Origin of the sequence: Cellulosimicrobium composti (assembly GCF_009711085.1) — a bacterium.
Classification (GTDB): domain Bacteria; phylum Actinomycetota; class Actinomycetes; order Actinomycetales; family Cellulomonadaceae; genus Cellulosimicrobium; species Cellulosimicrobium composti.
Map to the genome: position 1 here is coordinate 64,458 of NZ_WMKA01000003.1, position 26,485 is coordinate 90,942.

Annotated in this window: 17 protein-coding genes; 7 read left to right on the forward strand and 10 right to left on the reverse strand. The window is 73.7% G+C overall.

Annotated elements, in window-relative coordinates:
- Positions 1 to 23 precede the first annotated feature (23 nt).
- Both GJV82_RS02020 and GJV82_RS02025 read right to left on the reverse strand, forming a co-directional pair.
- A complete protein-coding gene (locus GJV82_RS02020) occupies positions 24 to 3,185 on the reverse strand; it encodes a family 43 glycosylhydrolase (RefSeq protein WP_155098063.1) in 3,162 nt (1,053 codons plus the stop codon).
- A 479-nt stretch (positions 3,186 to 3,664) separates the two neighbouring features.
- Positions 3,665 to 4,186, reverse strand: coding sequence for a potassium channel family protein (locus GJV82_RS02025; protein WP_155098064.1), 522 nt, complete (start codon positions 4,184 to 4,186; stop codon positions 3,665 to 3,667).
- Positions 4,187 to 4,273: 87 nt separating this feature from the next.
- On the opposite strand from GJV82_RS02025, the gene GJV82_RS02030 reads away from it, so the two are divergent.
- The 3 genes from GJV82_RS02030 (at position 4,274) to GJV82_RS02040 (ending at position 7,749) form a co-directional block, all read left to right on the forward strand.
- On the forward strand, positions 4,274 to 5,737 hold the full coding sequence (locus tag GJV82_RS02030; RefSeq protein ID WP_318657178.1) for a DNA repair protein RadA: 1,464 nt from the start codon (positions 4,274 to 4,276) through the stop codon (positions 5,735 to 5,737).
- 160 nt (positions 5,738 to 5,897) lie between these two features.
- Positions 5,898 to 6,983 carry a DNA integrity scanning diadenylate cyclase DisA gene (disA, locus tag GJV82_RS02035; protein ID WP_024838825.1) on the forward strand — a complete coding sequence of 362 codons (1,086 nt, stop codon included), beginning with the start codon at positions 5,898 to 5,900 and terminating at the stop codon, positions 6,981 to 6,983.
- Positions 6,984 to 7,026: 43 nt separating this feature from the next.
- Positions 7,027 to 7,749 carry a class I SAM-dependent methyltransferase gene (locus tag GJV82_RS02040; RefSeq protein WP_318657179.1) on the forward strand — a complete coding sequence of 241 codons (723 nt, stop codon included), beginning with the start codon at positions 7,027 to 7,029 and terminating at the stop codon, positions 7,747 to 7,749.
- A 128-nt stretch (positions 7,750 to 7,877) separates the two neighbouring features.
- Here GJV82_RS02040 and GJV82_RS02045 read toward each other — a convergent pair whose 3' ends face one another.
- Both GJV82_RS02045 and GJV82_RS02050 read right to left on the reverse strand, forming a co-directional pair.
- Entirely contained in the window at positions 7,878 to 12,533 is a 4,656-nt protein-coding gene (locus GJV82_RS02045) for a galactose-binding domain-containing protein (protein WP_225873017.1), read from the reverse strand.
- Positions 12,534 to 13,157: 624 nt separating this feature from the next.
- Positions 13,158 to 13,916: a hypothetical protein gene (locus tag GJV82_RS02050; RefSeq protein ID WP_155098066.1), complete on the reverse strand. Its 759-nt coding sequence runs from the start codon at positions 13,914 to 13,916 to the stop codon at positions 13,158 to 13,160.
- A gap of 171 nt (positions 13,917 to 14,087) precedes the next feature.
- Between GJV82_RS02050 and GJV82_RS02055 the strand changes: the two genes are divergently transcribed.
- The gene (locus tag GJV82_RS02055; RefSeq protein ID WP_155098067.1) at positions 14,088 to 15,095 is read left to right on the forward strand and encodes an HhH-GPD family protein; all 1,008 of its coding nucleotides are present in this window, start codon (positions 14,088 to 14,090) and stop codon (positions 15,093 to 15,095) included.
- Between the two features lie 6 nt (positions 15,096 to 15,101).
- Here GJV82_RS02055 and GJV82_RS02060 read toward each other — a convergent pair whose 3' ends face one another.
- The 4 genes from GJV82_RS02060 to GJV82_RS02075 form a co-directional block, all read right to left on the reverse strand.
- Positions 15,102 to 17,069, reverse strand: a complete 1,968-nt coding sequence (locus tag GJV82_RS02060; RefSeq protein ID WP_155098068.1) for a glycoside hydrolase family 127 protein — start codon at positions 17,067 to 17,069, stop codon at positions 15,102 to 15,104.
- A gap of 107 nt (positions 17,070 to 17,176) precedes the next feature.
- The gene (locus GJV82_RS02065; protein ID WP_081772128.1) at positions 17,177 to 18,070 is read right to left on the reverse strand and encodes a carbohydrate ABC transporter permease; all 894 of its coding nucleotides are present in this window, start codon (positions 18,068 to 18,070) and stop codon (positions 17,177 to 17,179) included.
- A 1-nt stretch (position 18,071) separates the two neighbouring features.
- Positions 18,072 to 19,085, reverse strand: a complete 1,014-nt coding sequence (locus GJV82_RS02070; protein WP_155098069.1) for a carbohydrate ABC transporter permease — start codon at positions 19,083 to 19,085, stop codon at positions 18,072 to 18,074.
- A gap of 136 nt (positions 19,086 to 19,221) precedes the next feature.
- Positions 19,222 to 20,538: an ABC transporter substrate-binding protein gene (locus tag GJV82_RS02075; protein WP_155098070.1), complete on the reverse strand. Its 1,317-nt coding sequence runs from the start codon at positions 20,536 to 20,538 to the stop codon at positions 19,222 to 19,224.
- A 324-nt stretch (positions 20,539 to 20,862) separates the two neighbouring features.
- On the opposite strand from GJV82_RS02075, the gene GJV82_RS02080 reads away from it, so the two are divergent.
- A complete protein-coding gene (locus GJV82_RS02080; protein WP_115941996.1) occupies positions 20,863 to 21,894 on the forward strand; it encodes a LacI family DNA-binding transcriptional regulator in 1,032 nt (343 codons plus the stop codon).
- On the opposite strand, the gene GJV82_RS02085 is transcribed toward GJV82_RS02080, so the two are convergent.
- On the reverse strand, positions 21,887 to 22,477 hold the full coding sequence (locus tag GJV82_RS02085) for an amino-acid N-acetyltransferase (protein ID WP_318657180.1): 591 nt from the start codon (positions 22,475 to 22,477) through the stop codon (positions 21,887 to 21,889). The two genes, GJV82_RS02080 and GJV82_RS02085, sit on opposite strands and share 8 nt — an antisense overlap.
- Before the next feature lie 72 nt (positions 22,478 to 22,549).
- Positions 22,550 to 23,500, reverse strand: a complete 951-nt coding sequence (locus tag GJV82_RS02090) for a sugar-binding transcriptional regulator (protein ID WP_024838837.1) — start codon at positions 23,498 to 23,500, stop codon at positions 22,550 to 22,552.
- Between the two features lie 230 nt (positions 23,501 to 23,730).
- On the opposite strand from GJV82_RS02090, the gene GJV82_RS02095 reads away from it, so the two are divergent.
- Together GJV82_RS02095 and GJV82_RS02100 are read left to right on the forward strand one after the other, a co-directional pair.
- Positions 23,731 to 25,479 (forward strand): glycerol-3-phosphate dehydrogenase/oxidase, encoded by a 1,749-nt coding sequence (locus GJV82_RS02095; RefSeq protein ID WP_155098072.1) that lies wholly within the window; start codon positions 23,731 to 23,733, stop codon positions 25,477 to 25,479.
- 187 nt (positions 25,480 to 25,666) lie between these two features.
- The gene (locus GJV82_RS02100; protein WP_155098073.1) at positions 25,667 to 26,413 is read left to right on the forward strand and encodes an MIP/aquaporin family protein; all 747 of its coding nucleotides are present in this window, start codon (positions 25,667 to 25,669) and stop codon (positions 26,411 to 26,413) included.
- Positions 26,414 to 26,485: the final 72 nt, after the last annotated feature.

Here is a 26,485-nt window from a genome sequence, read left to right on the forward strand (position 1 = left end):
CGTCCCGGTGCCCGGCGGACCGGTCACCCGCAGGCGACCGCGCCGTGCTCCGCCGAGACCTGCGTCGTCACCTCCGCCCCGTCGGCCGTGCCCGTCGCGCGGACGGTGACGGTGCCCGCCGCGACGTCCGCGGCCCGGACCGCGAACGACTGGTAGGCGTTCTTCCCCGGCGCCACGCCCGCGACCTCGCGCGTGCCCCACGGCGTGTCGAGCACCACGTCGACGGGTGCGTCGTGGCCGTTGGCGGCGACCACGGCGACGTACGCCTTCCCCGCGAGGCAGCGCGCCTGCGCAGTGGCCGTGACGGGGAGCCCCGGCCCGCCGGTGCCCGGGTCGTCGGCGAAGACGCGCCACTCCGTGACCGCCACGGCGGAGTACGTGGTGCCGTTGCCGTTCGCCGTGAACGTCGCGCGCAGGCGCGACGTCGTGACGGGCTCGAACGTCACGGTGTTGAACGCGGTCGTGCTGGTCCCGTAGCCGGACGGGTCCGCCACGGGCTCCCACGCCTGCGCCGCGTCGTCCCAGTACTCGAGCAGCCAGGAGTCCGGGCGCACGACGCCGTCGCCGCTGCCCGGGTTCGAGTCCCGCCAGAACTTCAGCTCGGCACCCGTGAGGCGGACCGGGCGGGACCAGTCGTACCGGACCCACTGGGTGGCCGGGCGGCTGCCCGACCACGTGCCCCAGATCTGGGCCTGGCTCGGGTCGGCCGGGTCCGCGCCGTCGTTGAGCGCGCCCAGGCTGTTCCAGCCGGCGGTGTACGACGCGCTCGCGGTGGCGATCGGCGCGACGTTGCCCGTGAGCGGGCCGGAGATGTCGGCGGGGATCGTCACGGACCGCGGCGTCTCGGCGTTCCCCGCCACGTCGACGGCCCGGAACGACACGCGGTGCTGGTTCGTGTCGGGTGCCGCGACCGGCCCCTCGTACGCCTGCCACGCGCCCGTGCCGATCGCGTACTCGACGCGCGCGACGCCGGACGTCGCGTCCGTCGCGGTGACCGTCACCGTCCGGGCCGCCTCGTCGAGCGTCCCGCTGCTCACGGGGGCGACGCGGTCGATCCGGACGTCGAGCGCCGACTCCGCGGAGACGTTGCCCGCGCGGTCGGTCGCCGTCGCGAGCACCCGGTGCTCGCCGTCGCCGGCCACCGCGACCTCGGTCGTGCGCGTCGGCTCGGTGGTGACCGGGGCGCCGTCGTCCACCGTGGTGGCGAGGACCACGCGGCCGCCCGAGTCGTCGACGGCGTCGACCCGCACGCGCACGTCCGAGCGGAACCAGCCGGCGCTGCCCGCGCTGCCCAGCGGCGTGAGCGTGAGGGTCGGCGCGGTCCCGTCGCCCTCGGCCGCCCCCGCCGGGATCACCGTGACGTCGACGCTCACGCGCCCGCCCGCGTAGCCGAGCACCGAGCCCTCGACCGCGAACGTGCCCGGCGCGGCGACGTCGTCGGCCCTGACCTCGTCCCAGAACGCGGGGGCCTGGAGGGTCTCGCCGCCCGGGAACGTCACCGGGACGGTGCCCGGCAGGTCGGTCTCGCCGACCTCGACCGTGACGCCGGGCGGGTCGACGGCGGCGGGCTGCTCCGCGAGGACCTTCCACTCCTCGACCGCGACGGCCGAGTACGTGCTGCCGTTCGTCGAGGCGTCGAGGACCGCGCGCAGCTGCGTCGTCGTGACCGGGTCGAACGTCGTCGTCTGGAAGCCGCTCGTGCCGGTGCCGTACCCGCTGGGGTTCGACACGTCGACCCACGTGCCGCCGCCGGACGCGTCCCAGTACTGGATGCGCCACGAGGCGGGCGCCGCGACGCCGACCCCCGTGCCCTGCGGCTGGTCGTTCCAGAACTCGATCTGCGAGCCCGCGAGACGCATCGGCTGGTCCCACGTGTACTGGACCCACTGCTGCGGCGGGTTGCTCCCCGTCCACGTGCCCCACATGTCCGGGGGCAGCGGGTTGGGCCGCACGATCTCGTCGTTGAGCGCCTTCTTCCAGTACTGCGTGGGCACGGGCTCGTTCGACACCGTGACCGTCGCCTCCTGCGCGACGTTCGCCCGCGGGGTCGCGTCCTTGGCCTTCGGCGGCGTCGTGACGACCTGCTTCATGCGCGGGGGCGACTGGGTGTCGTCCCACTCGACGCGGTCGATCGCGACCGAGCGGCGGAAGTGGTTGCCGCCCTCGGCGTCGGCCGTGTGGTACGCGATCCACCACTCGCCGTCGAGCTCGACGATGCCGGGGTGGCTCGTCGTCGACGACACCGGCGCGAGGATCGTCCCCCGGTACGTCCACGGGCCCTGCGGCGACGTCGCCGTGCCGTACGCGATGCACGCGTGGTAGTTCGCGGGCGTGCACGACGACGTCGGCCCGGCGTTGTTGCCGGCGTACGCCAGGTAGTAGGTCCCGTCGCGCTCGAACGCCCACGCCGCCTCGAAGAAGCCGGTGAGACCGGTGACCGTGCGGACCTGCCCGACCGGGGTCTTCATGTCCTGCGCGAGCTCGAGCATGCGCAGGTTCGAGAAGCTGCCCCACCAGACGTAGACGCGGGCGTCGTCGCCCTCGCCGTCGACGAGCACCGTCGGGTCGATGTTGTGGATCGTGTTCGGCGTCGGCACGCGCTGGGAGATGATCGGTCCGCCCACGTGGTCGGTCCACGGACCGGTCGGGGTGTCCGAGACCGCGACGCCGATGCCGAACGCGTCGCTCGCGGGGCTGTCCGCCTCGTTGACCGGCACGTACCAGTAGTAGCGGCCGTCCACGCCCCGGACGACCTGGCCCGCGTACGCGCGGCCCGGCGTGGCCCAGTCGAAGACCTGCTCGGGCCGCATGAGCGACGGGTGGTGGGTCCACTCGCCCGCGTCGACGTCGCTCGTCACGAACGCGCCCCACTCGTTCATGACGAAGTCGTTGCGCGTCGGGCCGGCCTCGTCGTGCCCGGTGTAGACGTACAGCTGGTCGGTCGCGGTGTCGTTGCCGGGAGCGCCCGCTGGGACGACGAGCGGCGCCGGGTCGGCCGAGTAGTAGCTGCCGTCGCCGAGGATCGGGTTCTGCGTGCTCGTGAACGTGTACGGGTCGGCCGCGGCCGCCGGCTCGGCGGTCGCCGCGAGCCCGGTGAGCGCGAGCGCCGCGCTCAGCGCGGTCGCGACCGGTCGCCGGGCGGGGCTGCGCCCGCGCGACGGCCGGGTGGTGGGTCTGTCGGTCATGGCCTGGTCTCCTGACGGTCGGGGCCGCGCACGGCGCGGGCCGGCGGGTCGTGCGGGGAGGTCGTGCGCCCCGGGAGTTCCCTCGGCTCCCGGGGCGCACGGTCGTGGGGCCCGTGCCGGCGGGCGTCCGACCGCGTGCGGTGCGGTCGGGGACGGCGGCGACGCCCCCGCCGGGCGGGGGTCGGACGCGTCACCGCCGTCGCGTCACCGCCGTCGTGGCGGCACCGCGGGTACGTCGGGGGGCCGTGGTCGCGCTCGCGTCGTCACGGGCGTGCACCTCTCGTCGTCGAGCCGGTCGTCCGCTGCCGACCATGCCATATCCGGAAACATGATCGCAATGGTTTTCGGTGAGGCTGGCGGAGGTTTCGGCGCCCGCGGCCGCAGACGGCTCGGTGACTCGCCGGAGAACCGCAGGACGGCGCGCCGCGTCGGCCGTGACGGGGCGCCGGGCCCGCGCGCGCCGCGGAAACGTCGAGCCGCTACTTTTCGGGATGCGGCGACCCCTCGCGCCGCCCGACGCGAGCCTGCGCGCGCGACGTCGCGATGGAGACGAGCACGCCGACGACGACGAGGTCGAGCGCGATCTGCACCATCGTGACGATCTTCGCCGCCTCGCCCGTCGGGTGGACGTCGCCGAACCCGACGGTCCCGAGCGTCACGACCGCGAAGTACAGCGCGTCCGTCCGGTTCTCGATCCCGACGAACTGGTCGGCCATGAGGTAGTAGGCGAGCGCGAAGAACGTGACGACCGGCAGGAGCAGGCCCATCACGGATTGCACGCGCACGCTCGGCGTCGTCCATGCGCGCAGCTGGCGGCGCACCTGGACCACGAGCAGCGCGCACAGCAGGCCGAGCCCCGCCGCGAAGACGACGACCTGCACGACCTCGGGGGCCGCGTCGCGCGGGAGCGGGACGCCGTAGTACACGGTGAGGCACGCCGTCGTCGACGCGACCGTGAGGACGAGCGTCCACCACGGGCTGTCGTGCGGGAGCCGGCGCATGGCTCCAGCATCCCGCGCGGCCGTGCGCCCGGCGCGGCGGGCGCGGCGGGCGCGGGCGGTGTCGGGGGTCGTGGCTAGGTTGGGCGCGTGACCTCCTCGACCGCCCAGGCCCGCTCCGCGGCCGGCAAGCGCGCCCGCCCCGCCTACCGCTGCAGCGAGTGCGGGTGGACCACCGCCAAGTGGGTGGGCCGCTGCGGCGAGTGCCAGGAGTGGGGCACGGTGACGGAGGACGCGCCGGCCGCTTCCGGGCCGCGCACGACGGCCGTGACGCCGAGCCGCTCCCCCGCGCGCCCCATCGGCGAGATCAGCGTCGAGGCGGCCCGCGCCACCCCGACCGGCGTCTCCGAGTTCGACCGTGTCCTCGGTGGCGGCATCGTCCCGGGCGCCGTCGTGCTCCTCGCCGGGGAGCCCGGCGTCGGCAAGTCGACGCTCCTGCTCGCGGTCGCGAGCAACGTCGCCGCGGGCGGCTCGGACCTGCCGACGGTGCGGCCCGCCGGCGAGCGCGCGCCCGCCGAGGCCCGCCGCCCGACGCCGTCCCCGCGCCGCGTCCTGTACGTCACGGGCGAGGAGTCGGCCGGGCAGGTCCGGCTCCGGGCGGAGCGCGTCGGGGCGCTCGCGCCCGGACTGCTCCTCGCCGCGGAGACGGACCTCGCCACCGTCCTCGGCCACATCGAGGCGACGGAGCCCGACCTGCTCGTCGTGGACTCGGTGCAGACGATCGCGTCCGCGCTCGTCGAGGGCGCGCCCGGCGGCGTGAGCCAGGTGCGCGAGGTCGCCGCGTCGCTCATCGCCGCGGCGAAGGCGCGCGACCTCCCGGTGATCCTCGTGGGCCACGTGACCAAGGACGGCTCGGTCGCCGGGCCGCGCACGCTCGAGCACCTCGTCGACGTCGTGTGCCAGTTCGAGGGCGACCGCCACTCGCGCCTGCGGCTCGTGCGCGCCGTGAAGAACCGCTACGGGCCCACGGACGAGGTCGGCTGCTTCGACCTCACCGAGAACGGCATCGTCGGGCTCGCCGACCCGAGCGGCCTGTTCCTCTCGCACACGGGTGCCGGCGTGCCCGGCACGTGCGTGACCGTCACGCTCGAGGGCCGGCGGCCGCTCGCCCTGGAGATCCAGTCGCTCGTCGTGCCGAGCTCGCTGACGAACCCGCGCCGCACCACGAGCGGCGTGGACTCCAGCCGCCTCGCGATGATCCTCGCCGTCATGCACCGGCACGCGGGCGTCCGGCTCGTCGACCAGGACGTGTACGCGTCGACCGTCGGCGGGGCCAAGGTGACCGAGCCCGCCGCCGACCTCTCGATCGCGCTCGCCGTGCTCTCCGCGCGCGAGGACGAGGCCCTGCCGCAGGGCACGGTCGCGTTCGGCGAGGTCGGGCTCGCGGGGGACATCCGGCCCGTCACCGGCCTGGACCGCAGGCTGGCGGAGGCCGCGCGGCTCGGCTTCACGCGCGCCGTCGTGCCGCGCGGGTCGTTCCCCCGCCCCGTCGAGGGCATGACGATCCTGCCGGCGCGGCACCTGGGCGAGGCCGTCGAGCTCGCCCGCACCTGACCCGTCCGCCCGTCGGGACGATCGCGCGCGAGCGCCCCGACGGGCGCCCGGGTCGGCGAACGGAGCACACAGACGACGCCGTGACCGGATCGTGACCTGTTTGTGACGCAACCCCGCGGGTTCCCGCGGCTGGGACGACCGCGCAGCGTAGGATTCCTCCGTGGCCAACTCCCCCGCGCACCCCGACGAGATGCTCCGGGAGACCCTTGCCGCCGTGGCACCCGGGACCGAGCTCCGCGACGGCCTCGAACGGATCCTGCGCGGCCGGACGGGCGCGCTCATCGTGCTCGGGCTGGACAAGGTCGTCGAGGAGATGTGCTCGGGCGGGTTCCAGCTCGACGTCGGCTTCTCGGCGACGCGCCTGCGCGAGCTGTCGAAGATGGACGGCGCCGTCGTGCTCGACCGCGACGCCAACCGCATCCTGCGCGCCGCCGTCCAGCTCCTGCCGGACCCGACGATCGAGACGACCGAGTCCGGCACGCGGCACCGCACCGCGGAGCGCGTGGCCAAGCAGAGCGGGTTCCCCGTCATCTCCGTGAGCCAGTCGATGCGGATCGTCGCGCTCTACGTCGGCGGTCAGCGCCACGTCCTGGAGGACTCCGACACGATCCTGTCGCGCGCCAACCAGGCGCTCGCGACGCTCGAGCGCTACCGCGCGCGCCTCGACGAGGTGTCCGGGACGCTCTCCGCGCTCGAGATCGAGGACCTCGTCACGGTGCGCGACGTGTGCGCGGTGGTGCAGCGGCTCGAGATGGTCGCCCGCATCTCCGAGGAGATCGCGGGGTACGTCATCGAGCTCGGCACGGACGGGCGCCTCCTCGCGCTCCAGCTCGACGAGCTCATCGGCGGCATCGGCTCCGACCGCGAGTTCGTCATCCGCGACTACGTGGACCTCGGGCGCAAGGACCGCTCGCTCGCGGACGTCCAGAAGGCCCTCGGGGGCCTGGACTCGACGCAGCTCCTCGACCTCGGCCAGATCGGCCGCGTGCTCGACCTCCCCGGGGGCGGCGACGCGCTCGACGCGGCCGTCGCGCCGCACGGCTACCGGCTCCTGTCGAAGGTGCCGCGCCTGCCGGCGACGATCATCGACCGGCTCGTGGCGCACTTCGGCGGGCTCCAGAAGCTCCTCGCCGCGAGCATCGACGACCTCATGACGGTCGACGGCGTCGGCGAGCAGCGCGCCCGCGCCGTGCGCGAGGGCCTGTCGCGCCTCGCCGAGTCGAGCATCCTCGAGCGCTACGTCTGACCTGCCGGACCGTCCGCACGACGAGACCGCACGGAGGGGGACCGTGGACCACGTCGACGAGTGGTCGGCCCTGGCCGACGCCTGGGCGCGCTGGTGGGCGCCTGCCGCCGCCCCGGCCCAGCACGCGATCCTCGACGCGGCTCGCGTCGGGCCCGGCACGCGCGTGCTCGACGTCGGGTGCGGCACGGGCGAGCTCGTGGCCATGGCCGTCGAGCGCGGGGCCGAGGCCGCCGGGTGCGACGCGGCCGAGGGCATGATCGACGTCGCCCGGCGCCGGAGCCCGGACGCGGACCTGCGCGTCGCGCACGCCGAGCGCCTCCCGTGGCCCGACGACTCCTTCGACCTCGTGGCGCTCGTCAACGCGCTCGCGTTCACCGACGTCGCGCAGACGCTCGTCGAGTGCCGCCGTGTCGGCGCCGCCGTGGCCGTCGCGACGTGGGCCGAGGACGACCTCAACGAGCTCACGGTGCTCGAGCGCGTCGTCGCGGGCGAGGACCACGAGCCGAGCGACGAGACGCGCGAGGAGGGGCACGTCGGGGCGCTCCTGGCCGAGCACGGCTTCACCCTGGAGACCGAGCAGCTCGCCCCGGCGCCCATGGTGCTCGCCGACGCCGACGAGCTCGTCGCCGCGATCATGTTCGGCGAGTCCGACGAGCTGCGCGCCGAGCTGCGCCCCGACGTCCTCGCGGCCGCCCGGCCGTTCCGCCGGCCCGACGGCTCGTACCTCCTGCGCAACGCCTTCCGCTGGGCCCTCGCCCGCCGCTGACGCGATCCCGGCTGCCATACGGCCCACCCGCCGAACACGGGGTTGATGTCGTCATCCCGTCGATAACGACATCAACCCCGTGTTCGCGACCGCGGAGCCCCGTGTTCGGGGCAGCGGTACCTGGCGGCTCAGCCGCAGGTGCGCGCGTCGTACTGCTCGGCGACCGTCGTCGACCTCCCCTCGGCGTCGGTGGCCACCACCGTGACCTCACCGGCCTCGACCGACGCCACGCGCGACGCGAACGACTGGTAGGCGTTCGCGCCCGGCTCGACGCCGTTGACGGTCTTCGTGCCGAACGGCGTGTCGAGCCGGACCGTGAGCGGCACCTCGTCGTCGTTCTGCGCACGGACCGCGACGTAGACCTTGCCTGCGAGGCAGCGGGTCTCGGCCGTGACGCTCACCGCCGGGCCCGCCGGGACGCCGTCGCCCACGGTGAGGGTGAGCGTCGTGGACGTCGTGCCCGCCGTGCTCACGTAGTCCGGCAGGACGAGGTCACCCCGGATCACGTACACGCCCGGCGTCTCCACGACCGACTCGTCGTAGTCCCACTCGACGCCGATCGCCTGGTTGTCGCGCGATCCGTCGTTGTAGGAGACGAGGACCTTCGTGGGCAGCCAGGGCTGCTCGCCGACGTCGACGCTCTGCTCGAACTGCTCGGCGCCCTGGATCGAGATGCCGCCCTGCGAGCTCTCCGGCCGCACGTAGACCTGCGCCTCGGCGATGAGGCCGTACGTCGTGTTCGTGCCGTAGACCGTGAAGGGCTCGACGTTGGTCTCCGCCACCATGGCCGGCGTGATCGGCTGCCACGTGAAGTCGACCGCGCCCCGGCGCCCGCTGGAGTAGACGACGTCGAGCGACGCCGGCAGCTCGGGCACCTCGCCCGTCACCGTGCGGAGGATCACCGGGCTCGCGACGGAGTCCACGGTGTCGCCGTTGACGCGCCAGCGCAGGATGCCGGTCCCGGCACCGCTGCCCTGCACGCCGGTGATGCGCACGCGCAGGTAGCTCGCCTCGACGGGCTCGAACTCGAGATGGTTGTACGCGTTGCGCTGGAGCGCGCCCGCGTACGTGGAGCCGCCGGTGAGGGTGACGGGCGTCCAGCTCGTGCCGTCCTGCGAGTACTCGACGGTGTACGTGTCCGCGCGCGGCATGCGCGTCCCGCCGTTGTCGTCGTACCAGTAGATGTCGGTCGACGCGACGAGCACCGGCGACTGCCACGCGTACCGGATCCACGCCGCGGTCTGCGGGCTCGTCCCGTTGGCCGGCTGACCCCACGTGCCCCAGCCCTGACCCGTCCCGGGGTTCGAGCTCCCCGGGGTCGACGACTCGTTGACGCGCAGCGGGTTCTCCCACGACGCCGACCCGCTCGTCGTGATCGTCGCGAGCGCACCGAACTCGGCGGACGTCGCCTTCTCGGTGAGCTCGACCTCGACGTCGCGCTCGGTCGTGAGCTCGCCGTCCGACGCCGTGAGGCGGAAGACGTACTCGCCCGCGACCGTGCCCGTCACCGTCGTGGTGAGGGAGCCGGCGTCGCCGAAGATGACGCCCGCGCCGTCGGGCGCCGAGACCGTCGACCACCCGTACTCGATCGTGCCGTCCTCGGGGATGCCGTCGTCGGTCACGGTGCCGACGAGCGTCGTGGACAGGTTGCCGTCCTTCGACCGGTCGACGGTCACGCCGACCGTCGGGGCGTCGTTGACGACCTCGGGCACGTCGCGGCCCGAGTCGAACACCTGGATCTCCGAGATCGCCGTCCAGAACGACGGCGTGTTCGTGAACGCGACGCGGACCTTGTCCGTCGTCACGGCCTCGAAGAGCGCCTCGTTGAACTTCGGGCCCGGGATCTTCGGCGCCTTGAAGGTGTCGGGGACCGACGTCCAGCCGCCCGAGCCGTCGGGCACCTGGATCGAGTACCGCAACGGCTCGCGGTACCCGCCGGCCTGCCGGTCGCTGACGAACCAGACCTTGACGTTGTCGAACGTCGTGGGCTCGCCGAGGTCGAGCTCGACGTAGCCCGTGTCGCCCTCGGTGCCGTAGTTGCCCCAGTAGGGCTCGTTGGCCGTGCTGCCGTCGGTGACCGCGGCGAGCGACACCGGCCGCTCGGTCTCCTTGATCGCGCCCGTCGTGTAGTTCATCGAGCCCGTGCTCCAGCCCGGGGTGTGGAACTGGCGCCACGGCGTCGGGCGTGCGCCCTGCTGGGTGGCCGACGACGACAGCTCGGCGCCGCGCGCGAGGTTGCCCGCGTCCTCGGTGAGGTCGATGCCCGCCGTCCTGAGGTACGCGACGACGCGCTCGTCCTCGATCGGGGTGTCCACGGCCGTGGGCACGTCGGCGCCCTCGTCCGCGACGACCTCGACCGCGAGGCCCGCGTCGGACTCGACGACCTCGTTCGCCGCCGGGTCGTAGACGAAACGGCCGAGCGCGTCGGCAGCGGCCTTGCGCTCCCCGTCGACGAACAGGCTGTACCCCGCCCCGAGGCCGTAGTGCGACCCGTCCTCGTCCCACACGATCGTCACGTCGTGGCCGTGGTAGCGCAGGTTGTTGACCATGAAGTGCTCGTACCCGAGGTCGATCGGCCAGAGCTCGATCTTGTCGTCGGACCGCGGCTGGATGCCGCCCATGTCCTCGACGTAGATGTAGTTCATGTTGCCGAGCATCACGTGGTTGGGGTTGTTGCGGTTGAACGTGCGCGTGCTCGGGTTCCAGTTCGAGTAGTACTCGGCCTGGTTGGGCACGAGCGCGTTGCCGTTCGGGTAGATGCTCCACGCCATCCAGTCGAGCAGCTTCGCGGCGTACTCGGGGGTGATGTACGTGTGGTCGGGGTCGTAGTGCCGCAGCGCGGAGCGCACGCCGCGGTACTGGACCGTGAAGTTGATGTTGGAGAAGTTGTTGGAGCCGCCGATCCCGAACTTGGCCCGGTCGTACTGGTTGGCCGTGTAGAACGGGAAGATCGGGAAGTTGTCGCCGTACCGCAGGAAGCGGAAGCCGTCGACGTACTGGTCGGCGTCCTCGAACGGGATGAGGTTCTCGGCGTAGATGTCGTAGAGGTTCGACTCCTTCGCCGGGATGAGGTCGCGCTCGGCGGCGCTGAGCGGGTTCTGGGCACCGCCGGACGTCGCACCGTGCGACGTGCCGGCGAGGAACATGCGCATCTCCTCGCTCCACAGGCGGCCGAGGATCGCGTCGCGGATCTCGTCCGCGGTCTCGCCCATCTCCGCGACCTTCGCCGGGTCCGCCCCGGCCATCGCGTAGAGCTGGCGCGCCGCGTCGAACGCGCCCCACACGTAGGCCGACTCGGGCCGCTCGATCGTGCGCGCACCCGGGGCGCCCGCGTTCACCTTGGGGTACCCGAAGCTGATCGCGTCGGCGTCGTTGCCGGGCATGTAGTTGGTGTCGTACGCGATGAGCCCGTCACCGTTGCCGTCGTAGTGCTCGAGCTGCCCCGTGCCGTCGCCCTCGAAGTACGTCGCGAAGCGCTCGGCGACCGCCGGACCGCCGCCGTGCACGTTGTACGCCTCGAGGCCCGCGGTGCCGAGGTACTGCGAGTAGTGGTTGTTCCAGCTCGTGTGCCCCGGGCTGTCGAGGAACGCGGACGCCCCGGACAGCTCGCCGATGTTGAGGATCTGCCCGTAGCCGAGGTACGGGTTGCGGATCCACTTGGTGTCCTGCAGGTGCATGGGCTGCGTGAGCGCCACCGCGTTCTGGTAGAGGTTCACGCCCTCGATCGTCGTCGGGTACTGGTAGACGTAGCCCGGCTCGTTCGCGTCGAGGCTGTTGTACCGCTCGCCCCACCAGCGGTACACGATCGCCTTCTCGACCGCCGGGTCCGGCACGTCGATGTAGGGGATGTCCTGCGCCCACTGCCGGTTGAACGCCGTCACGCCCGTGCGGAACGCGTCCGCGGGCGCGAGCTCGGCGTACTCGTGGAAGCTCTTCACGGACTCCGGGAGCGTGTCGCTGGAGAGGACACCGACGACGGAGAGGTCGACCGAGCCCCCGGCGGGGACGGTGACCTCACGGTCCAGGTTGGTGCCCGAGCGCTCGAACCCGGGTGCCTTGAGCCCGATCGTCACGTCGGCCCACGGCGTGTCGACGAGCCCGTTGTTCGCGCCGCTCGTCAGGGTGCGCGTGCCCGTCAGCTCGTCCGCGGACTCCGTGGACGTCGTCGCGAGCGGCGACGACGCCCGGACGGTGAACGTCACGTCGCTCGTGCCCGGGTTGCTGAACGTGATGGCGGACAGCGCCACGTTGTCGTACGTGATGAGCTTCTTGAGGTCCGCGACGACGCCCGTCGACCCGACGGTGTAGCGCGCCTTCGCGTGGCTCGGCGCGTTGAAGCGCTGGGCCCCGACCTCGGTGACCGTCTGCCCCGGCACCGTCACGGTGTAGAGGTTGCCGAGGTTGTTGGGGCCGCCCGCGAACGCAGACCCGGCGAAGCCCATGACTCCCCAGTTGCTGTTGCCGCGCATGTGCAGCGAGCGCCCGCGCGTCTGCAGCACGTTGTTGCCGGACGTGCCGCTCACCCCGAGCACGCGGTCGAGGTAGTAGTCCGTGCCTCCCGCGGCGAGGTCCTTGTCGAAGATCGACCCGTGCATCGACCCGGCGGTCCACGGCACGCCGGGCTCGAGCGCCGCGGCGACCGGACCCAGGTTCGAGTAGACCGGGTCACCGATGTCCATCGAGTCGGTCGTGCCGCTCGTGTAGACGCCGATGTCGCTCTCGTTGCCCGGCACGACGTCGGCCTGCGCCGCCGGTGCCACCAGGGCGACGCCGGTCACGGCCATCGCCCCTGTCATCGCCGAGGCGACGACCCTTCTGAACGCTCTCCCCGACATCACCAAGTCCTCTCCATCGGGAACCGGAACCGTCTCGGGACGACGTCGCGGACGCGCGTCGCGCGGGCGGACCGCCTCGTCCGCCCGCCCTGCCCGGGACGCATGACCTCGTTCGTCGTCCTGCTCGCGCCGCACCGCGGAGCGCTCGTGCCGGGGCGAGCGCCCCGGCGCCCTCCGCGGTGAGGTCGCCAGTCGCGAGCCAGTCAACCAGCCGGATCGCTCGACCGCAATGGTTTTCGGTCTCGACTTCGGGAGGCGAAACGTCGAGACCGTCGGGCCTCGAGCGGACACTTTCGTTGGTATGCCGGTGTTCTTGGTTCCTGCGACGCAATCTCACTCTCAGGCCGATGGAGGTGGGAGGCAAACCTCCGAAAGCGAGTGGTCATCGCTTTCACACCGTCCGGTGAGGTCAGGCGCCGGGCGGGTGAACGGGCCACGATCGACGCACCGCCGGCGTCGCCCGCTCCGGCGGGTGCGGCGGCGCCAGCGGGTGCGGCGACCCCGACGGGCGGCGGCGTCACCTCCGGCGCGCGGCCCACCCTCGGCGGCCGAAGTCACGCCCGACGGGCGAGATCACCCCTCGGTGGGCGCGGTCGCCTCCTCCGGCGCGGTCGCGCCGTCCGCCGGGGTCGCGCCGTCCGTGGCCGGCGGCGTCGTGGCCTCCGGGTCGGGCGTGGGTTCGGGCGGCGGGAGCAGGGTGAACGTCACGGGCTCGCTCGTCGCGCCCTCGACGCCCGCGATGCTCAGGACCGCGGTGTAGGTCCCGGGCCCGACCTCCGGCTGGTCGGGGGCGCAGCCCTCGACGGACCGGTGCCGGTCCCAGCGCACGAGCCGCGACGGGTCCTCGTCGCCGGTGCTCATGAGCAGAAGGCGCTCCGTCGAGCCGCAGTGCGCGGACGACCAGACGAGCTCGTCGCCCGCGTAGACGAGCACCTGGCGGCCGGCGTCCGAGCCGTCGACGAGGCACGGACGGCCGCCCGACTGCCGGACGGTCACGTCGAGCTGGACGGCGCGGCCGGGCTCGTACTCCGTGGCGCTGGCCGCGAGCGCCAGCTCGAGCGACGCGGCCGTGCAGTCCTGGGGCGGTCCGGGGGCGTCGGGCGTGGGCGGCGCCGACTTCCCCTCCTGGGCGACGGCGTCGCGGTCGAGGAGCGGCACGACGGCGCGCACGACGACCTGCCCGAGCAGGACGAGCCCGACGACGAGGGCGGCGAGCAGGAGGAGCGCGACGAGACGGCGCCGCAGCAGGGCCCCGCGGGTGGGCCTGCGGCCGGGCCCGGTGCGCGGGCTGCTGCTGGGCCGGGGGGCGCGGTCGGTCCGCGGCGTGCTCACGGGTCCTCCGTCGTGGTGGTGCTGGTCGTCGCCCACGGTATCCGCGGGGGCAGCCGCCTCGGCCGGTGCCGCGCCGACGACGGCCCAGGTCGGGGCAGAATGGCCCGTGCCCCCGCTCCCCCGCCGCTCCCCCGAGGTGCCGCGCGCCCACCGAGAGGACGACCGTCTCCCATGACCGCGGTGCGCCCCGCCCGGACGGCCGCTGCCCCGTTGTCCGCCGCCGCGACGTCCGCCGCCGCGACGTCCGACGCCGCGTCGCCGGCCCCCACGACGCCGGACCCGGCGACGCCCGACGCGTACGCCGGGCTGCGCGACGCCGTCGGGCGCTGGTTCGCCGAGACGGCGCGCGACCTGCCGTGGCGCGCCGCGGACCGCACGGCGTGGGGCGTCCTCGTGAGCGAGGTCATGCTCCAGCAGACCCCGGTCGTGCGCGTCGAGCCCGTGTGGCGCGCGTGGATGGACCGGTGGCCGGAGCCGGCGGACCTCGCGGCGGCGCCGACGGCGGACGTGCTGCGCGCCTGGGGGCGCCTCGGCTACCCGCGCCGCGCGCTGCGCCTGCAGGAGTGCGCGCGCGCTGTCGTCGAGCGGCACGGCGGCCAGGTGCCCCGCGGCGAGGCGGCGCTGCGCGCGCTGCCGGGCGTCGGGGAGTACACCGCCGCGGCGGTGACCGCGTTCGCGCACGGGCGCCGCGCCGTCGTCGTCGACACGAACGTGCGCCGCGTGCTCGCGCGCGCCGTCGGGGGCGTCGCGCTGCCTGCGCCGTCGTACACGGCGGCCGAGCGCGCGACCGCCGCCGCGGTGGCGCCGCCCGGGGACGAGGACGCGGTGCTGTGGGCCGCCGCGTCGATGGAGCTGGGCGCGCTCGTGTGCACCGCCCGCGGTCCCCGGTGCGGGGCGTGCCCGGTGCGCGACGCGTGCGCGTGGCGGCGCGCCGGGCGGCCCGGCGACGAGCACGCCGACCGCCGCCGCACCCAGGCCTGGGCGGGCACCGACCGCCAGGCGCGCGGGCGCGTCATGGCGGTCCTGCGCGACGCGCCCGGGCCCGTGCCGCGCGCGGTCGTGGCCGGCGCGTGGCACGACGCCGCCCAGCTCGACCGCTGCGTCGCGAGCCTCGTCGAGGACGGGCTCGTCGAGCAGGTGGACGGGCCGGGCGGCGCGCTCTACCGGCTCCCCGCCTGACCCGCGTCAGACGGTCGGCAGCCAGACGCGCATCGTCGACGGCCCGCGCTCGGCCCACTCGTGGTACGGGACGAGGGGCACGTCCACGGCCGTCCCGGCCGGGTCCGCGCCGCCGGCCGCCCGGGCCGGGGCCCCGTCCTCCAGGGGCGCGTACGGCCACGGCGCGCTCGGCGGGTCGACGAGCAGCCCGCGCACGACGACGCGCCCGTCCTCCTCGCGCGGCGGCACCGAGGGATCCACCCGCAGGTCGGCGACGTCGCGGCCGTCCGGCAGGTCGACCGACTCGACGCACAGGACCTCGGGGCCGCGCTGCACGGCGACGCACCCCCGCACGGCGTCCACGCGCTCGTCCGGCACGAGGAACCGCGGCGCGACGTCGAGCTCGAGCGTGACGACGCTCCCCGGCCGCAGGTCCGGGACCGCGACCGTGCCCACGGGCGCGCGGCGCGCCGGCCCGTCGTCGACGACGAGCACCGCCGATCCCGACCACGCCGGGACGCGCAGCGTGAGCGCCCAGCGTTCGGGCGCCTCCGTGACGCGCACGCGGACGCGCCCGTCCGCGGGATAGCCGGTCTCGACCTCGAGCGCGACGGCCTCGCCCGAGGGCAGCGTCGCGCGCACCTCGCTCGGCGCGTACTGGTGGAGCTGCACGCCGCCGTCGTCGACGGTCGCGACGTACCCGGCGAGGCTCGCGAACGTGCGCGCGACGTTCGGCGGGCAGCACGACACCTCGAACCACGGCGCGCGCAGCGACGACTCGGCGCGCTTGCTCACCTGGTCCGGCGCCGCGGGCTCCCCCGGGACGCGCTGGTGCAGCGTGTTGGCGTAGTAGAAGGCGCGGCCGTCCCGCGCGGGCGACGTCGCGACGACGTTGAACAGCGCGCGCTCGACGGCGTCGGCGTACCGGGGGTCGCCCTGCGCGAGCAGGAGGCGCCAGGCGACCATGACCGACCCGATCGACGCGCACGTCTCGGAGTACGCGCGGTCGGGCGGCAGCACGAAGTCGTCGCCGAACGCCTCGTCCTGGTGGTGCGACCCCTGCCCGCCCGTGACGTACGTGCGCGTGGCCTGCGTGCGCTCCCACTGCCGCGCGACGGCGGCGACGAGCGCGTCGTCGCCGGTCTCCACGGCGACGTCGACGGCGCCCGCGGCGAGGTAGTTGGCCCGCACGGCGTGCCCGCGGAAGACGGTCGCCTCCCGCACCGGGACGTCGTCCTGGTAGTACGCGCGGCCCCACTCGATGTCCGCGAGGGTGCCGTGCCCGCGGCGCTCGACGAAGAGCGCCGCCTGGCGCACGTACCGCGGCTCGTCGAGGGCGCGCCCGAGCTCCGCGAGCGCCACCTCGACCTCCGCGTGGCCGCACACCCCCCGGCGGCCGTCCGGCCCGAACGTCTCGCACACGTGGTCCGCGGAGCGCCGTGCGACCTCGACGAGCAGGTCGTCCGGGTGCCCGGTGCGCACGCGGGCGACGGCCGCCTGCATGAGGTGCCCCTGGACGTAGAGCTCGTGGCCCCACTCGAGGTCCGAGTAGCGCGCGGGCTGGCCGGGGTTGCCGAACCGCGTGCACACGTACCCGTCGGGGGCCTGCGCCGCGGCGACGCGCCGCACGATCGCGGCGAACCGGCGCTCGAGCGCGTCGTCGGGGCGGCGGCCCAGCTCCCACGCCATGGCCTCCAGGAGCTTGTAGACCTCGGAGTCGGAGAACTCGCGGCCCCGGCGGGTCGTCGAGACGTCGCCGCGCGCGACGGCGTCGAAGTTGCCCAGCCAGCCCTCGTCCTCGAGCCACCGCTCGATGTGCGCGAGGGTCGCGGTCCGGTTGACCTCCTGCCGCTCGGCCCAGAACCCGCCCGTGATGCGCACCTGCGCGAGCCCGAGCGGCTGCAGCCTCCCCGTCGCGGGGACGACGGGGCGGCCCCCGTCCGTCGGGCGGGCACCGGTCCCCGTCGACCGGGGCACGGTGGGGGTCGTGGTCATGGCTGCACCTCCGGGGGCGACGGCGTCGCCTCGTCGTTCGTGGGGGACGCCGCGGGGCGTCGGGGTGTCGGTGGGTCGGGCCGGGGCGGGCTCGCGCGCGTGGGTCGTCATCCCTTCAGCGCTCCGGACATGAAGCCGCGCACGTAGTGGCGCTGCAGGAGCAGGAAGAGCACGACGCACGGGACGGCGAGCACGACGACGCCGGCCTGGGTGGCGCCGTAGTCGACGATCCCCATGACCTGCTGGCGCATGTTCGCGACCGCGAGCGGCAGGGGCGCCTTCGTCGAGTCGGTGATGAGGATGAGCGGCGCGACGAAGTCGTTCCACGCGGCGAGGAACGCGAACAGCCCGACCGTGATGAGCCCCGGCTTGACCGCGGGAACGAGCACGCGGCGCAGGGCGCCGAACGACGAGCAGCCGTCGACCATCGCGGCCTCGTCGAGCTCGCGCGGCACCGACTCGAACGAGATGCGCATCATGAACGTCGCGAACGGGAGCTGGAACATGGTCAGCACGAGCGCGAGCCCGAGCAGCGAGTTCTGCAGGTGCAGCGTGTTGAGCAGCACGTAGAGCGGGATGAGCAGGGTCGCGTACGGGACCATGAGGATCGCGAGCGTCACGAGGAACAGCACGTCGCGCCCCGGGAACCGGAACCGCGCGAACGCGAACCCGCCGAGCAGCGAGACCACGAGCGTGAAGAGCACGGTGAGACCCGAGACGACGACCGAGTTCAGCAGGTACTGGCCGATGCCCGCCTGGTAGCGCGCGAGCGTCACGTAGTTGCCGAACCCCCAGCCGTCGACCTGCGCGCTGCCGGGCTGCGGCGAGAACGACGCGACGCCGGCCCACACGAGCGGGAAGAGGAAGACGATCGCGAGCCCGCCCGTGAGGACCCAGTAGGGCGTCCGGGTGAGGACGCCGGCGATGCGGGCGCGCGGCGCCGCGGCGCCCGGGCGCGCGGGGCTCGTCGAGGGGACGGGTGCGGGTGCCGTGACGGCCATGTCACTTCTCCTCGGGGGCGCGCATGCCACGGACCTGCGCGATGTTGATGACGACGAGGGCCGCGAGCACGATGATCGACAGCGCGGCGGCCACGCCCAGGTCGTTCTGACCCTGGAAGGCGACGTTGTAGATCAGCTGGACGACCGTGATGGTGCTGTTGTCCGGCCCGCCCTTGGTGAGGATGTAGAACTGGTCGAACGCGAGCAGCGACCCCGTGACGCACAGGATCGTGCACAGCGCGAGCGACGGCCGCAGGAGCGGGAGCGTCACCCGCCCGAACGTCTGCCAGCGGCTCGCGCCGTCCATGCGCGCGGCCTCGTACACCTCGTGCGGGATGCCCTGGAGGCCGACCATGAGCAGGAGCATGTAGAAGCCCGCGAACCGCCAGACGATGAGGAACACGGTCGACCACAGCGCACCGTCGGGCGACCCGAGGAACGAGATCGGCTCGTCCACGATCCCCAGCCGCTCCAGGAGCGGGGAGATCGGCCCGACCTGCGGCGAGTACAGCGCGTAGAAGAGGAGCGACGCGGACGCGAGGCCCAGCGCGCTCGGCACGAGGATCGACGTGCGCAGGAAGCTCTTCCACCGGCTCGACTCCTGCACGAGGAGCGCGAACCCGAGCCCCAGGGCGATGAGGAGCACGGTCGCGATGACGGTGTACTTCACCGTGAAGACGACGGAGTCCCAGAAGAACCGGTTCTCGACGGCGTCGCGGAAGTTGTCGGGGAAGTTGACGCCGCGGTTGCCCGCGAGGAGCGGCCAGTCGGACGCCGACATCTGGCCCACGAGGAGCACGGGCAGCACGAACAGGACGAGGACGAACGCCGCCGTCGGGGCGGCGTAGGCCCAGCCGCGGGCGGCCTGCGAGCGCCCGGGCCGCCGGCGACGGCGGTCGGCGCCCACGGCCCGCGCGGTGCGGGGCGGCCGGTCGTCGCTCGCGGCGGGGCCCCGCGCCGCCGCGCCGTGCGGCGCGGGCGAGGGCGGCGTCGAGGACGCGGACTGCACGGACATGGCTGGTCTCCAGGAACGGGTGCGAGGGAAGGCCGGACGGGGCTCGCCGCCGCGCCGGGTGCGGGCGGCGGCGAGCCCTGCGGTCCCGCGTGAGCGGGCTCGGGAGGTTCTCCAGGGGCGCCGGGAACCTCGCCGGTCACTGGGACAGGACCGCGGTGATCTCCTCGTTGTCCGGCTCGATGCTCGACGCGTCACCGAACACGGCGTTGCGCACGAGCGTGAGCCAGGGGCTGTTCGGCGCGTTGAACGCCTGCTGGAAGTTGCGCGCGACGGGCGTGCGGCCCGTGCTCGCGACCTCGTTGATCGTCACGACGCGCGGGTCGGCGGACGAGTACTCGTTGTCCACGAGGTCGGCGCGCGAGACCACGTCGCCGTTCTTGGCGAGGACCTCGACCTGGGCCTCCTCCGAGAGCATCCACGACAGGAAGCTCCACGCCTGGTCGGCCTTGTCGCTGTCCTTCGAGATCCCGATGCCGTCGCCGCCGACGAACGTCGACCCGCCGCCGCCGGGGCCGGGGATCGGCGCGACGCCGACGTCGACGGTCTGGTCGGCCGTGGACAGGAGCGTCGCGGGGTACGGCATGACCCCGACCTTGCCCTCCTGGAACGGGGCGACCCACGTCGCGCCCGTCTCGTCGCGCGTGCCCGCACCGACCGCGTCGGAGTCGACGAGGTCCTTGTAGACGGCGTAGACCTCCTGCGCGGTCTCGCTCGCGAGGAGCGACTCGGTGCCGTCGGCGCTCAGCACGTCCTCGTCGGCCGCCCAGACGGACGGGAACCAGGTGAACACGAGGCAGCCGCCGCAGTTGCCGCCGAAGAACGTGCCGTCCACGCCGCCCCCGAGCGCGTCGACCGCCTTCGCCTGCTCGGCGAACTCCTCGAGCGACGTCGGCGGGGCCTCGGGGTCGAGGCCGGCCTGCTCGTAGAGCTCCTTGTTGTAGAACAGGACCGAGACGTCGAGGACGAACGGGAGCACGTACTCCGCGTCCTCGTACGTGCCCGCCTCGAGGTGGCCCTGGTTGATCTCGTCCGCGAAGTCGAGCTGGTCGATGCGGTCGGTGACGTCCTGGAAGAGGCCCTGCTCGACCCAGTTCGGCACGTACACGATGTCGGCCGCGAACAGGTCCGGCAGGCCCCCGCTGCCGGCGGCGGCGCCGACCTTCGCCACGTAGTCGTCGTTGGGGACGATCGTCAGCTCGACCTGGTTCTCGTGGCTCTCGTTGTACGCGTCGACCAGCAGCTTCGCCTGCTTCTCGAGCGGTGCGCGCGTCCACAGCGTGAGCGTGCTGCCGTCGTCGACGCCCTCGACGCCGCCGGATCCCGTGCCGCCCGTCGCGGCGTCGTCGCCGCCGGATCCGGACCCGCCGCACGCGGCGAGCCCGAGCGCGACGAGGCCGGCGAGCGTCGTCGTGGCCACGGACCTCCGCCAGGAGGTCCCGCGGTGGTTCTTCATCTCGTGTCTCCTCGTACTCGTCTTCGAGCCGTTGCACCTGCGCCCCGTGCCCGCGCTGTGGGCGAACACGTTTTCGGTCGACGTGTCGCGCAGCGGCGCGCTCCACGTGGCCGTCCGTCCCCTCAGGCGGCTAGTGTTCGATGTCCTGGCGTCGACCGTGAGCCGTGTGCTCGCGTCGCCGCTCGCACCGAAACCAACCGAAAAGGTTTTCTGAATGTATGGCAGGGCGATAGCCTCGTCAAGCGGGGCACCGGGTTACAGTTCGATCACGGCTCGATCGTCGGAGACGCCGCGGAGCGCGCCGGCAGGAGGGGGAACGGCCTCATGACGACCCAGAGCGGGAGCGCCTCGCCGCGTGCGGCGACCCTCACCGACGTCGCGCGCCTGGCCGGCGTCTCGATCGCGACCGCGTCCAAGGCGATCAACGGCCGCGACCAGGTGAAGGCCGAGACGCGGCTGCGCGTGCTCGAGGCCGCCGAGCGCCTGTCCTTCGCACCCAACGCGCTCGCGCGCGGCCTCCTCAAGGGTCGCACCGGCACGGTCGGGCTCCTCACGAGCGACCTCGAGGGCCGCTTCTCCATCCCCGTGCTCATGGGCGCCGAGGACGCGTTCGGCGCGGGCCGCGTGTCCGTGTTCCTGTGCGACGCGCGCGGCGACGCGATCCGCGAGCAGCACCACGTGCGCGCGCTGCTCTCCCGGCGCGTCGACGGCCTCATCGTCGTGGGCTCGCGCACCGACCCGCGACCCCCGCTCAGCGCCGACGTCCCCGTCCCGGTCGTGTACGCGTACGCGCCCTCGGAGGACGCGTCCGACGTGTCGATCACGGCGGACAACGTGGGCGCGGGACGGCTCGCCGTCGAGCACCTGCTCTCGTGCGGGCGCCGGCGCGTCGCGCACGTCTCGGGCGACCCCGGCTACAAGGCCGCGCAGGACCGCGCCGCCGGGGCCGCCGCCGCGATGACCGCCGCGGGCCTCGAGCTCGTGGGCGGGCAGACGTTCTTCGGCTCGTGGAGCGAGGGGTGGGGCCGCGGGGCGGCACGCATGATCGTCGAGCAGCACGGCGACGTCGACGCGTTCTTCTGCGGGTCGGACCAGATCGCGCGCGGCGTGCTCGACGCGCTGCGCGAGCTCGGCCGGGACGTCCCCGGCGAGGTGTCGGTCATCGGGTTCGACAACTGGGAGGTGCTCACCACGAACGCGCGCCCCCAGCTCACGAGCGTCGACATGAACCTGGAGCGCCTCGGGCGCGTCGCCGCGCAGCGCCTGTTCGCCGCGATCGACGGCACCGTGCGGCCCGGCGTCGAGGAGTTGCCGTGCCGCGTCGTGACGCGCGCGTCGACCGTGCCGATCAGCTGAGCGGCGCGCCGACGGCGCCGACCTCGTCCGGGCGGTCGGGGTCGTCGAGGTCGAGCAGCATGCGCGTGTTGCCGAGCGTGTTGGGCTTCACGCGCGCGAGGTCGAGGAACTCGGCGACGCCGTCGTCGTGCGAGCGCAGCAGCTCCGCGTAGACGTCGTGCGAGACGGGCGTCCCCTCGATCGCGCGGAACCCGTGGGCGCGGAAGAACTCGACCTCGAACGTCAGGCAGAACACGCGGCGCAGGCCGAGCGCGCGCGCCCGGGCGAGGAGCTCGACGACGAGCGCGTGCCCCACGCGCCGACCCCGCCAGGCCGGGTCGACGGCGAGCGTGCGGATCTCGGCGAGGTCGTCCCACATGACGTGCAGCGCCCCGCACCCGACGACGCGCGGCCCCCCGGCGCCGTCGTCCGTCGCGGGCTCCTCGGCCTCGGCGACGACGAACTCCTGCACGGCCTCGTAGTACCCGACCATCTCCTTGGCGAGGAGGATGCGCGCCTGCGCGTACGGCTCGACGAGCGCGCGGACCGCGCGCACGTCCGCGGGCAGGGCAGGACGGACGCGGACGGCGGAGGTCGTGGGCACCGCGTCACTGTACGCCGGATCGGCGCTCGATGCATACTCATGCAGACGAGCGCATAGATCCCCGCCCGAGGGTCATGCTCCCGCGACGAGCCGCGACGCCGTGATCTCGTCGACCACGAGGTCCGTCACGACGCCGGCGCGCAGGGCCGCGCGCAGCGGCGCCACCTTGTTGTCGCCCGCGACGGCGCACACGCGCCGCGGGACGCGCCGCAGCTCCTGCGGCGCCGGTCCCGTCGCGCGCTCGTTGAGCGCGATGTCGCTGTACGTGCCGTCCGCGCGCAGGAAGACCGTGCACACGTCCCCCACCACGCCCTCCGCGTCGAGCACCGCGATGTCCTCCGGCTCGAGGTAGCCGGCCGAGTACACGTGCGAGGGCACGCCGCCCGCGACCGCGCCGACGGAGAACAGGGCGATGTCCGCGCGGTGCTGCACGTCGAGGACGCGGCGCACCGACCGCTCGCGCCACATCGCCTGCTTCGTCTCCGCGTAGTCGAAGAACGCGGGGACTGGGAAATGGTGCACGTGCGCGTCGAACGCGGTGCCGAAGCCCGCGATGAGGTCGCCCGCGTAGTGCACGCCCGACGTGCGCGTGTTCGCCGCCCCGTTGAGCTGCACGACCGCGCTCCCGCGCGTGGGCTTGCGCGGCAGGTGGCGCGAGACCGCGGAGAGCGTCGTCCCCCACGCGATCCCGAGGATCATGTTCGAGTCGAACCACGTCGACAGCAGGCGGGCGGTCGTCAGCGCGACCTGCTCGAGCCGCTCGACCTGCGGCGCCTGGTCAGGCACGGGCACGACGTACGCGTCGATCCCCCACGTGCTCGCGAGGTGCTGCCCCAGCCCCGGGCCGCGGCTCCGGGCGGGGCGCAGCGAGATCTCCACGAGCCCCGTGTCGCGCGCCCGCTTCACGAGGCGCGACACCGTCGACCGCGAGGTGTGCAGGTGCTTCGCGATCGCCTCCATCTTCATGTCCTGGAGGTAGTACATCGACGCCGCCCGCAGGACGTCCTGCTCCCGATCAACCATGACGGCCTCCTTCCGCTCACCACCATTCTGCACGTTTGTGCACCACGGTTGCGCGTCCGTTCGCCGCGTGGTCGTCTGGAGGGCGTGCCAGCGCGCCGGGAACCCGGCGTGCGCACCGGCGGCTCCCGCTCGCGCACCCTGGTCGGGCGTGGGACCGTCGCTGTGAGCGCACCGTGGGCGCACCGTCCCGCGGCGTGCCCGCAGGCCCGAGGGACGAGAGAGGAACACGGATGGCATCCACGAGACTCACCGCGGAGGCGCGCCGACAGGCGCTCGCCGCGCTCGAGGCCAGCACGACCCCCGACGCCGAGCTCGACGTCCTCGTGATCGGCGGCGGCGTCACGGGCGCCGGGATCGCTCTCGACGCCGTGACGCGCGGTCTGTCGACCGCGATCGTCGAGGCGCAGGACTGGGCCGCAGGAACGTCGAGCAGGTCGAGCAAGCTCGTGCACGGCGGCCTGCGCTACCTGCAGATGCTCGACTTCCACCTCGTGAAGGAGGCGCTCACCGAGCGCGACCTGCTGCTCAAGGACATCGCCCCGCACCTCGTGCGGCCGGTGCCCTTCCTCTACCCGCTGGAGCACCGCGTGTGGGAGCGCGCCTACGTCGGCGCGGGCATCGCCCTCTACGACACGCTCGCGAGCGTGGCCCCCGGCAAGCGCGCGATGCCGCTGCACCGGCACCTGTCGCGCAGCCGCATGGAGAAGAAGTTCCCCGACCTCGCGCACGACGCCGCGGTCGGTGCCGTGCAGTACTGGGACGCGTCGGTCGACGACGCGCGCCTCGTCGCGACGCTCGTGCGCACGGCCGCGTCGTACGGCGCGCACGCCGCGTCGCGCACCCAGGTCGTCTCGCTCACCAAGGGCTCGACGGGCGCCGTGAACGGCGCGGTCCTCATGGACCTCGAGACGGGCAAGGAGATCACGGTCCGGGCCCGCTCCGTCATCAACGCGACCGGCGTGTGGACCGAGGACACCGAGGCGCTCGCCGGCAGCGAGGGCGGGCTGCGGGTGCTGGCGTCCAAGGGCATCCACATCGTCGTCCCGCGCGAGCGCATCAAGGGCCAGGTCGGCCTGATCCTCCAGACCGAGAAGTCCGTCCTCTTCGTCATCCCGTGGTCGCGCTACTGGGTGATCGGCACCACCGACACCCCGTGGGAGCAGGAGCTCCAGCACCCCGTCGCGACGTCGGCGGACATCGACTACGTGCTCGAGCACGCGAACGCGGTGCTCGCGCACCCGCTGACGCGCGACGACATCATCGGCACGTGGGCGGGCCTGCGACCGCTCCTGCAGCCCGGCACCAAGGAGGGCACGAGCTCGGCGAAGGTCTCGCGCGAGCACACCGTCGCCTCCCCGACGCCCGGCCTCACGGTCATCGCGGGCGGCAAGCTCACGACGTACCGCGTCATGGCGAAGGACGCGGTCGACTTCGCGATCGGCCAGCGCGCGAGCGCCCTGCCCTCGATCACGCACAAGATCCCGCTGCTCGGGGCCGTCGGCCTCGACGCGGTGCGGCGCCAGGCGCGGCCCTGGGCCTCGCGCTACGGCTGGACGCCCGCGCTCGTCGACCACCTGCTGCACCGGTACGGGTCGAACCTGCGCGAGATCGTCGAGCTGTGCGAGGCGCGGCCCGACCTCGCGAAGCCGCTCGAGCACGCGCCGGCGTACCTGCGCGCCGAGATCGCCTACGGCGTCTCGCACGAGGGCGCGCTGCACCTCGAGGACCTCCTCCTGCACCGCACACGTCTCAACTACGAGGTCCCCGACCGCGGTCTCGCGGCGCTCCCCGAGATCGCCGGGATCGCCGGGGAGCTGCTCGGGTGGGACGACGCGACCCTGGAGGCGGAGATCGCGAGCTACACCGACCGCGCGAACGCGGAGGCCGCCGCCGAGCAGGAGACCGACGACGCGTCCGCCGAACGCGTCCGGCTGCAGGCCGACGACGTGTCGCCGCTGCAGCCGCTGCGCACCACCTGACACCTGAACACCGCGCGGGGTCCCGGGCGTCGTCCGCACGGACGGCGCCCGGCCCGGGCCCCGCACACGAACCTCACGGGACGCACGCCGACGGCGGCCGGCCCGAGGACCCGGCGCTCAGGCGCGCCGGGACGGTTGAGACAGAGAAGTCCACCACGAAAGAGAGAGCACGATGGATCAACTCCTCATGAACGCCTTCTGGTCCGAGGTCCTCGGCACGGCGACACTGATCCTCCTCGGTGCGGGCGTCGTCGCGAACGTCATCCTCCCGAGGACCAAGGGCTTCAACGGCGGCTGGCTCCTCATCAACTGGGGATGGGGCCTCGCGGTCTTCGCCGGCGTCTACGTCGCGCACAAGTCGGGCGCGCACCTCAACCCGGCCGTCACGATCGGCCTCTTCGCGGCGGACCAGCCGTTCGCGACGATCACCGGGCCGGAGGGCGTCGTCACCGCGACGATCGAGCCGACCGTCGGCAACATGTTCATGTACTTCGGCGCGGAGATGCTCGGCGCGTTCATCGGCGCGATCCTGGCCTTCCTCGCGTACAAGAAGCACTTCGACGAGGACGCCCCGGGCGCGACCAAGCTCGCCGTGTTCTCGACCGGTCCGGAGATCCGCTCCTACTGGTGGAACTTCCTCACCGAGGTCATCGCGACCTTCGTGCTCGTGTTCTTCGTCGTCGTCTCGGGCAAGACGCCGTCCGGCCTGGGGCCGCTCGCCGTCGCGCTCATCGTCGTCGGCATCGGCGCGAGCCTCGGTGGCCCGACCGGGTACGCCATCAACCCGGCTCGTGACCTCGCCCCCCGCATCGCCCACGCCCTGCTGCCCATCAAGGGCAAGGGCTCGAGCGACTGGTCCTACTCCTGGGTCCCGGTCGCCGGTCCGCTCGTCGGCGGCGTGCTCGCCGGCCTGCTGGGCGCCGCGTACATCTGATCCGCGCGTGGCCGGGACCGCGGGTCCCGGCCACGCGACCCGCGCCGTCGGGCGTCGCACGGGGGCCCGACC

What these genes read in the sequence shown, in the direction of transcription:
- GJV82_RS02020 (WP_155098063.1), bottom strand. Translation starts at nt 3,185, where the DNA reads ATGACCGACAGACCCACCACCCGGCCGTCGCGCGGGCGCAGCCCCGCC.
- GJV82_RS02025 (WP_155098064.1), bottom strand. Translation starts at nt 4,186, where the DNA reads ATGCGCCGGCTCCCGCACGACAGCCCGTGGTGGACGCTCGTCCTCACG.
- GJV82_RS02045 (WP_225873017.1), bottom strand. Translation starts at nt 12,533, where the DNA reads ATGGCCGTGACCGGCGTCGCCCTGGTGGCACCGGCGGCGCAGGCCGAC.
- GJV82_RS02055 (WP_155098067.1), top strand. Translation starts at nt 14,088, where the DNA reads ATGACCGCGGTGCGCCCCGCCCGGACGGCCGCTGCCCCGTTGTCCGCC.
- GJV82_RS02060 (WP_155098068.1), bottom strand. Translation starts at nt 17,069, where the DNA reads ATGACCACGACCCCCACCGTGCCCCGGTCGACGGGGACCGGTGCCCGC.
- GJV82_RS02065 (WP_081772128.1), bottom strand. Translation starts at nt 18,070, where the DNA reads ATGGCCGTCACGGCACCCGCACCCGTCCCCTCGACGAGCCCCGCGCGC.
- GJV82_RS02070 (WP_155098069.1), bottom strand. Translation starts at nt 19,085, where the DNA reads ATGTCCGTGCAGTCCGCGTCCTCGACGCCGCCCTCGCCCGCGCCGCAC.
- GJV82_RS02075 (WP_155098070.1), bottom strand. Translation starts at nt 20,538, where the DNA reads ATGAAGAACCACCGCGGGACCTCCTGGCGGAGGTCCGTGGCCACGACG.
- GJV82_RS02080 (WP_115941996.1), top strand. Translation starts at nt 20,863, where the DNA reads ATGACGACCCAGAGCGGGAGCGCCTCGCCGCGTGCGGCGACCCTCACC.
- GJV82_RS02090 (WP_024838837.1), bottom strand. Translation starts at nt 23,500, where the DNA reads ATGGTTGATCGGGAGCAGGACGTCCTGCGGGCGGCGTCGATGTACTAC.
- GJV82_RS02095 (WP_155098072.1), top strand. Translation starts at nt 23,731, where the DNA reads ATGGCATCCACGAGACTCACCGCGGAGGCGCGCCGACAGGCGCTCGCC.
- GJV82_RS02100 (WP_155098073.1), top strand. Translation starts at nt 25,667, where the DNA reads ATGAACGCCTTCTGGTCCGAGGTCCTCGGCACGGCGACACTGATCCTC.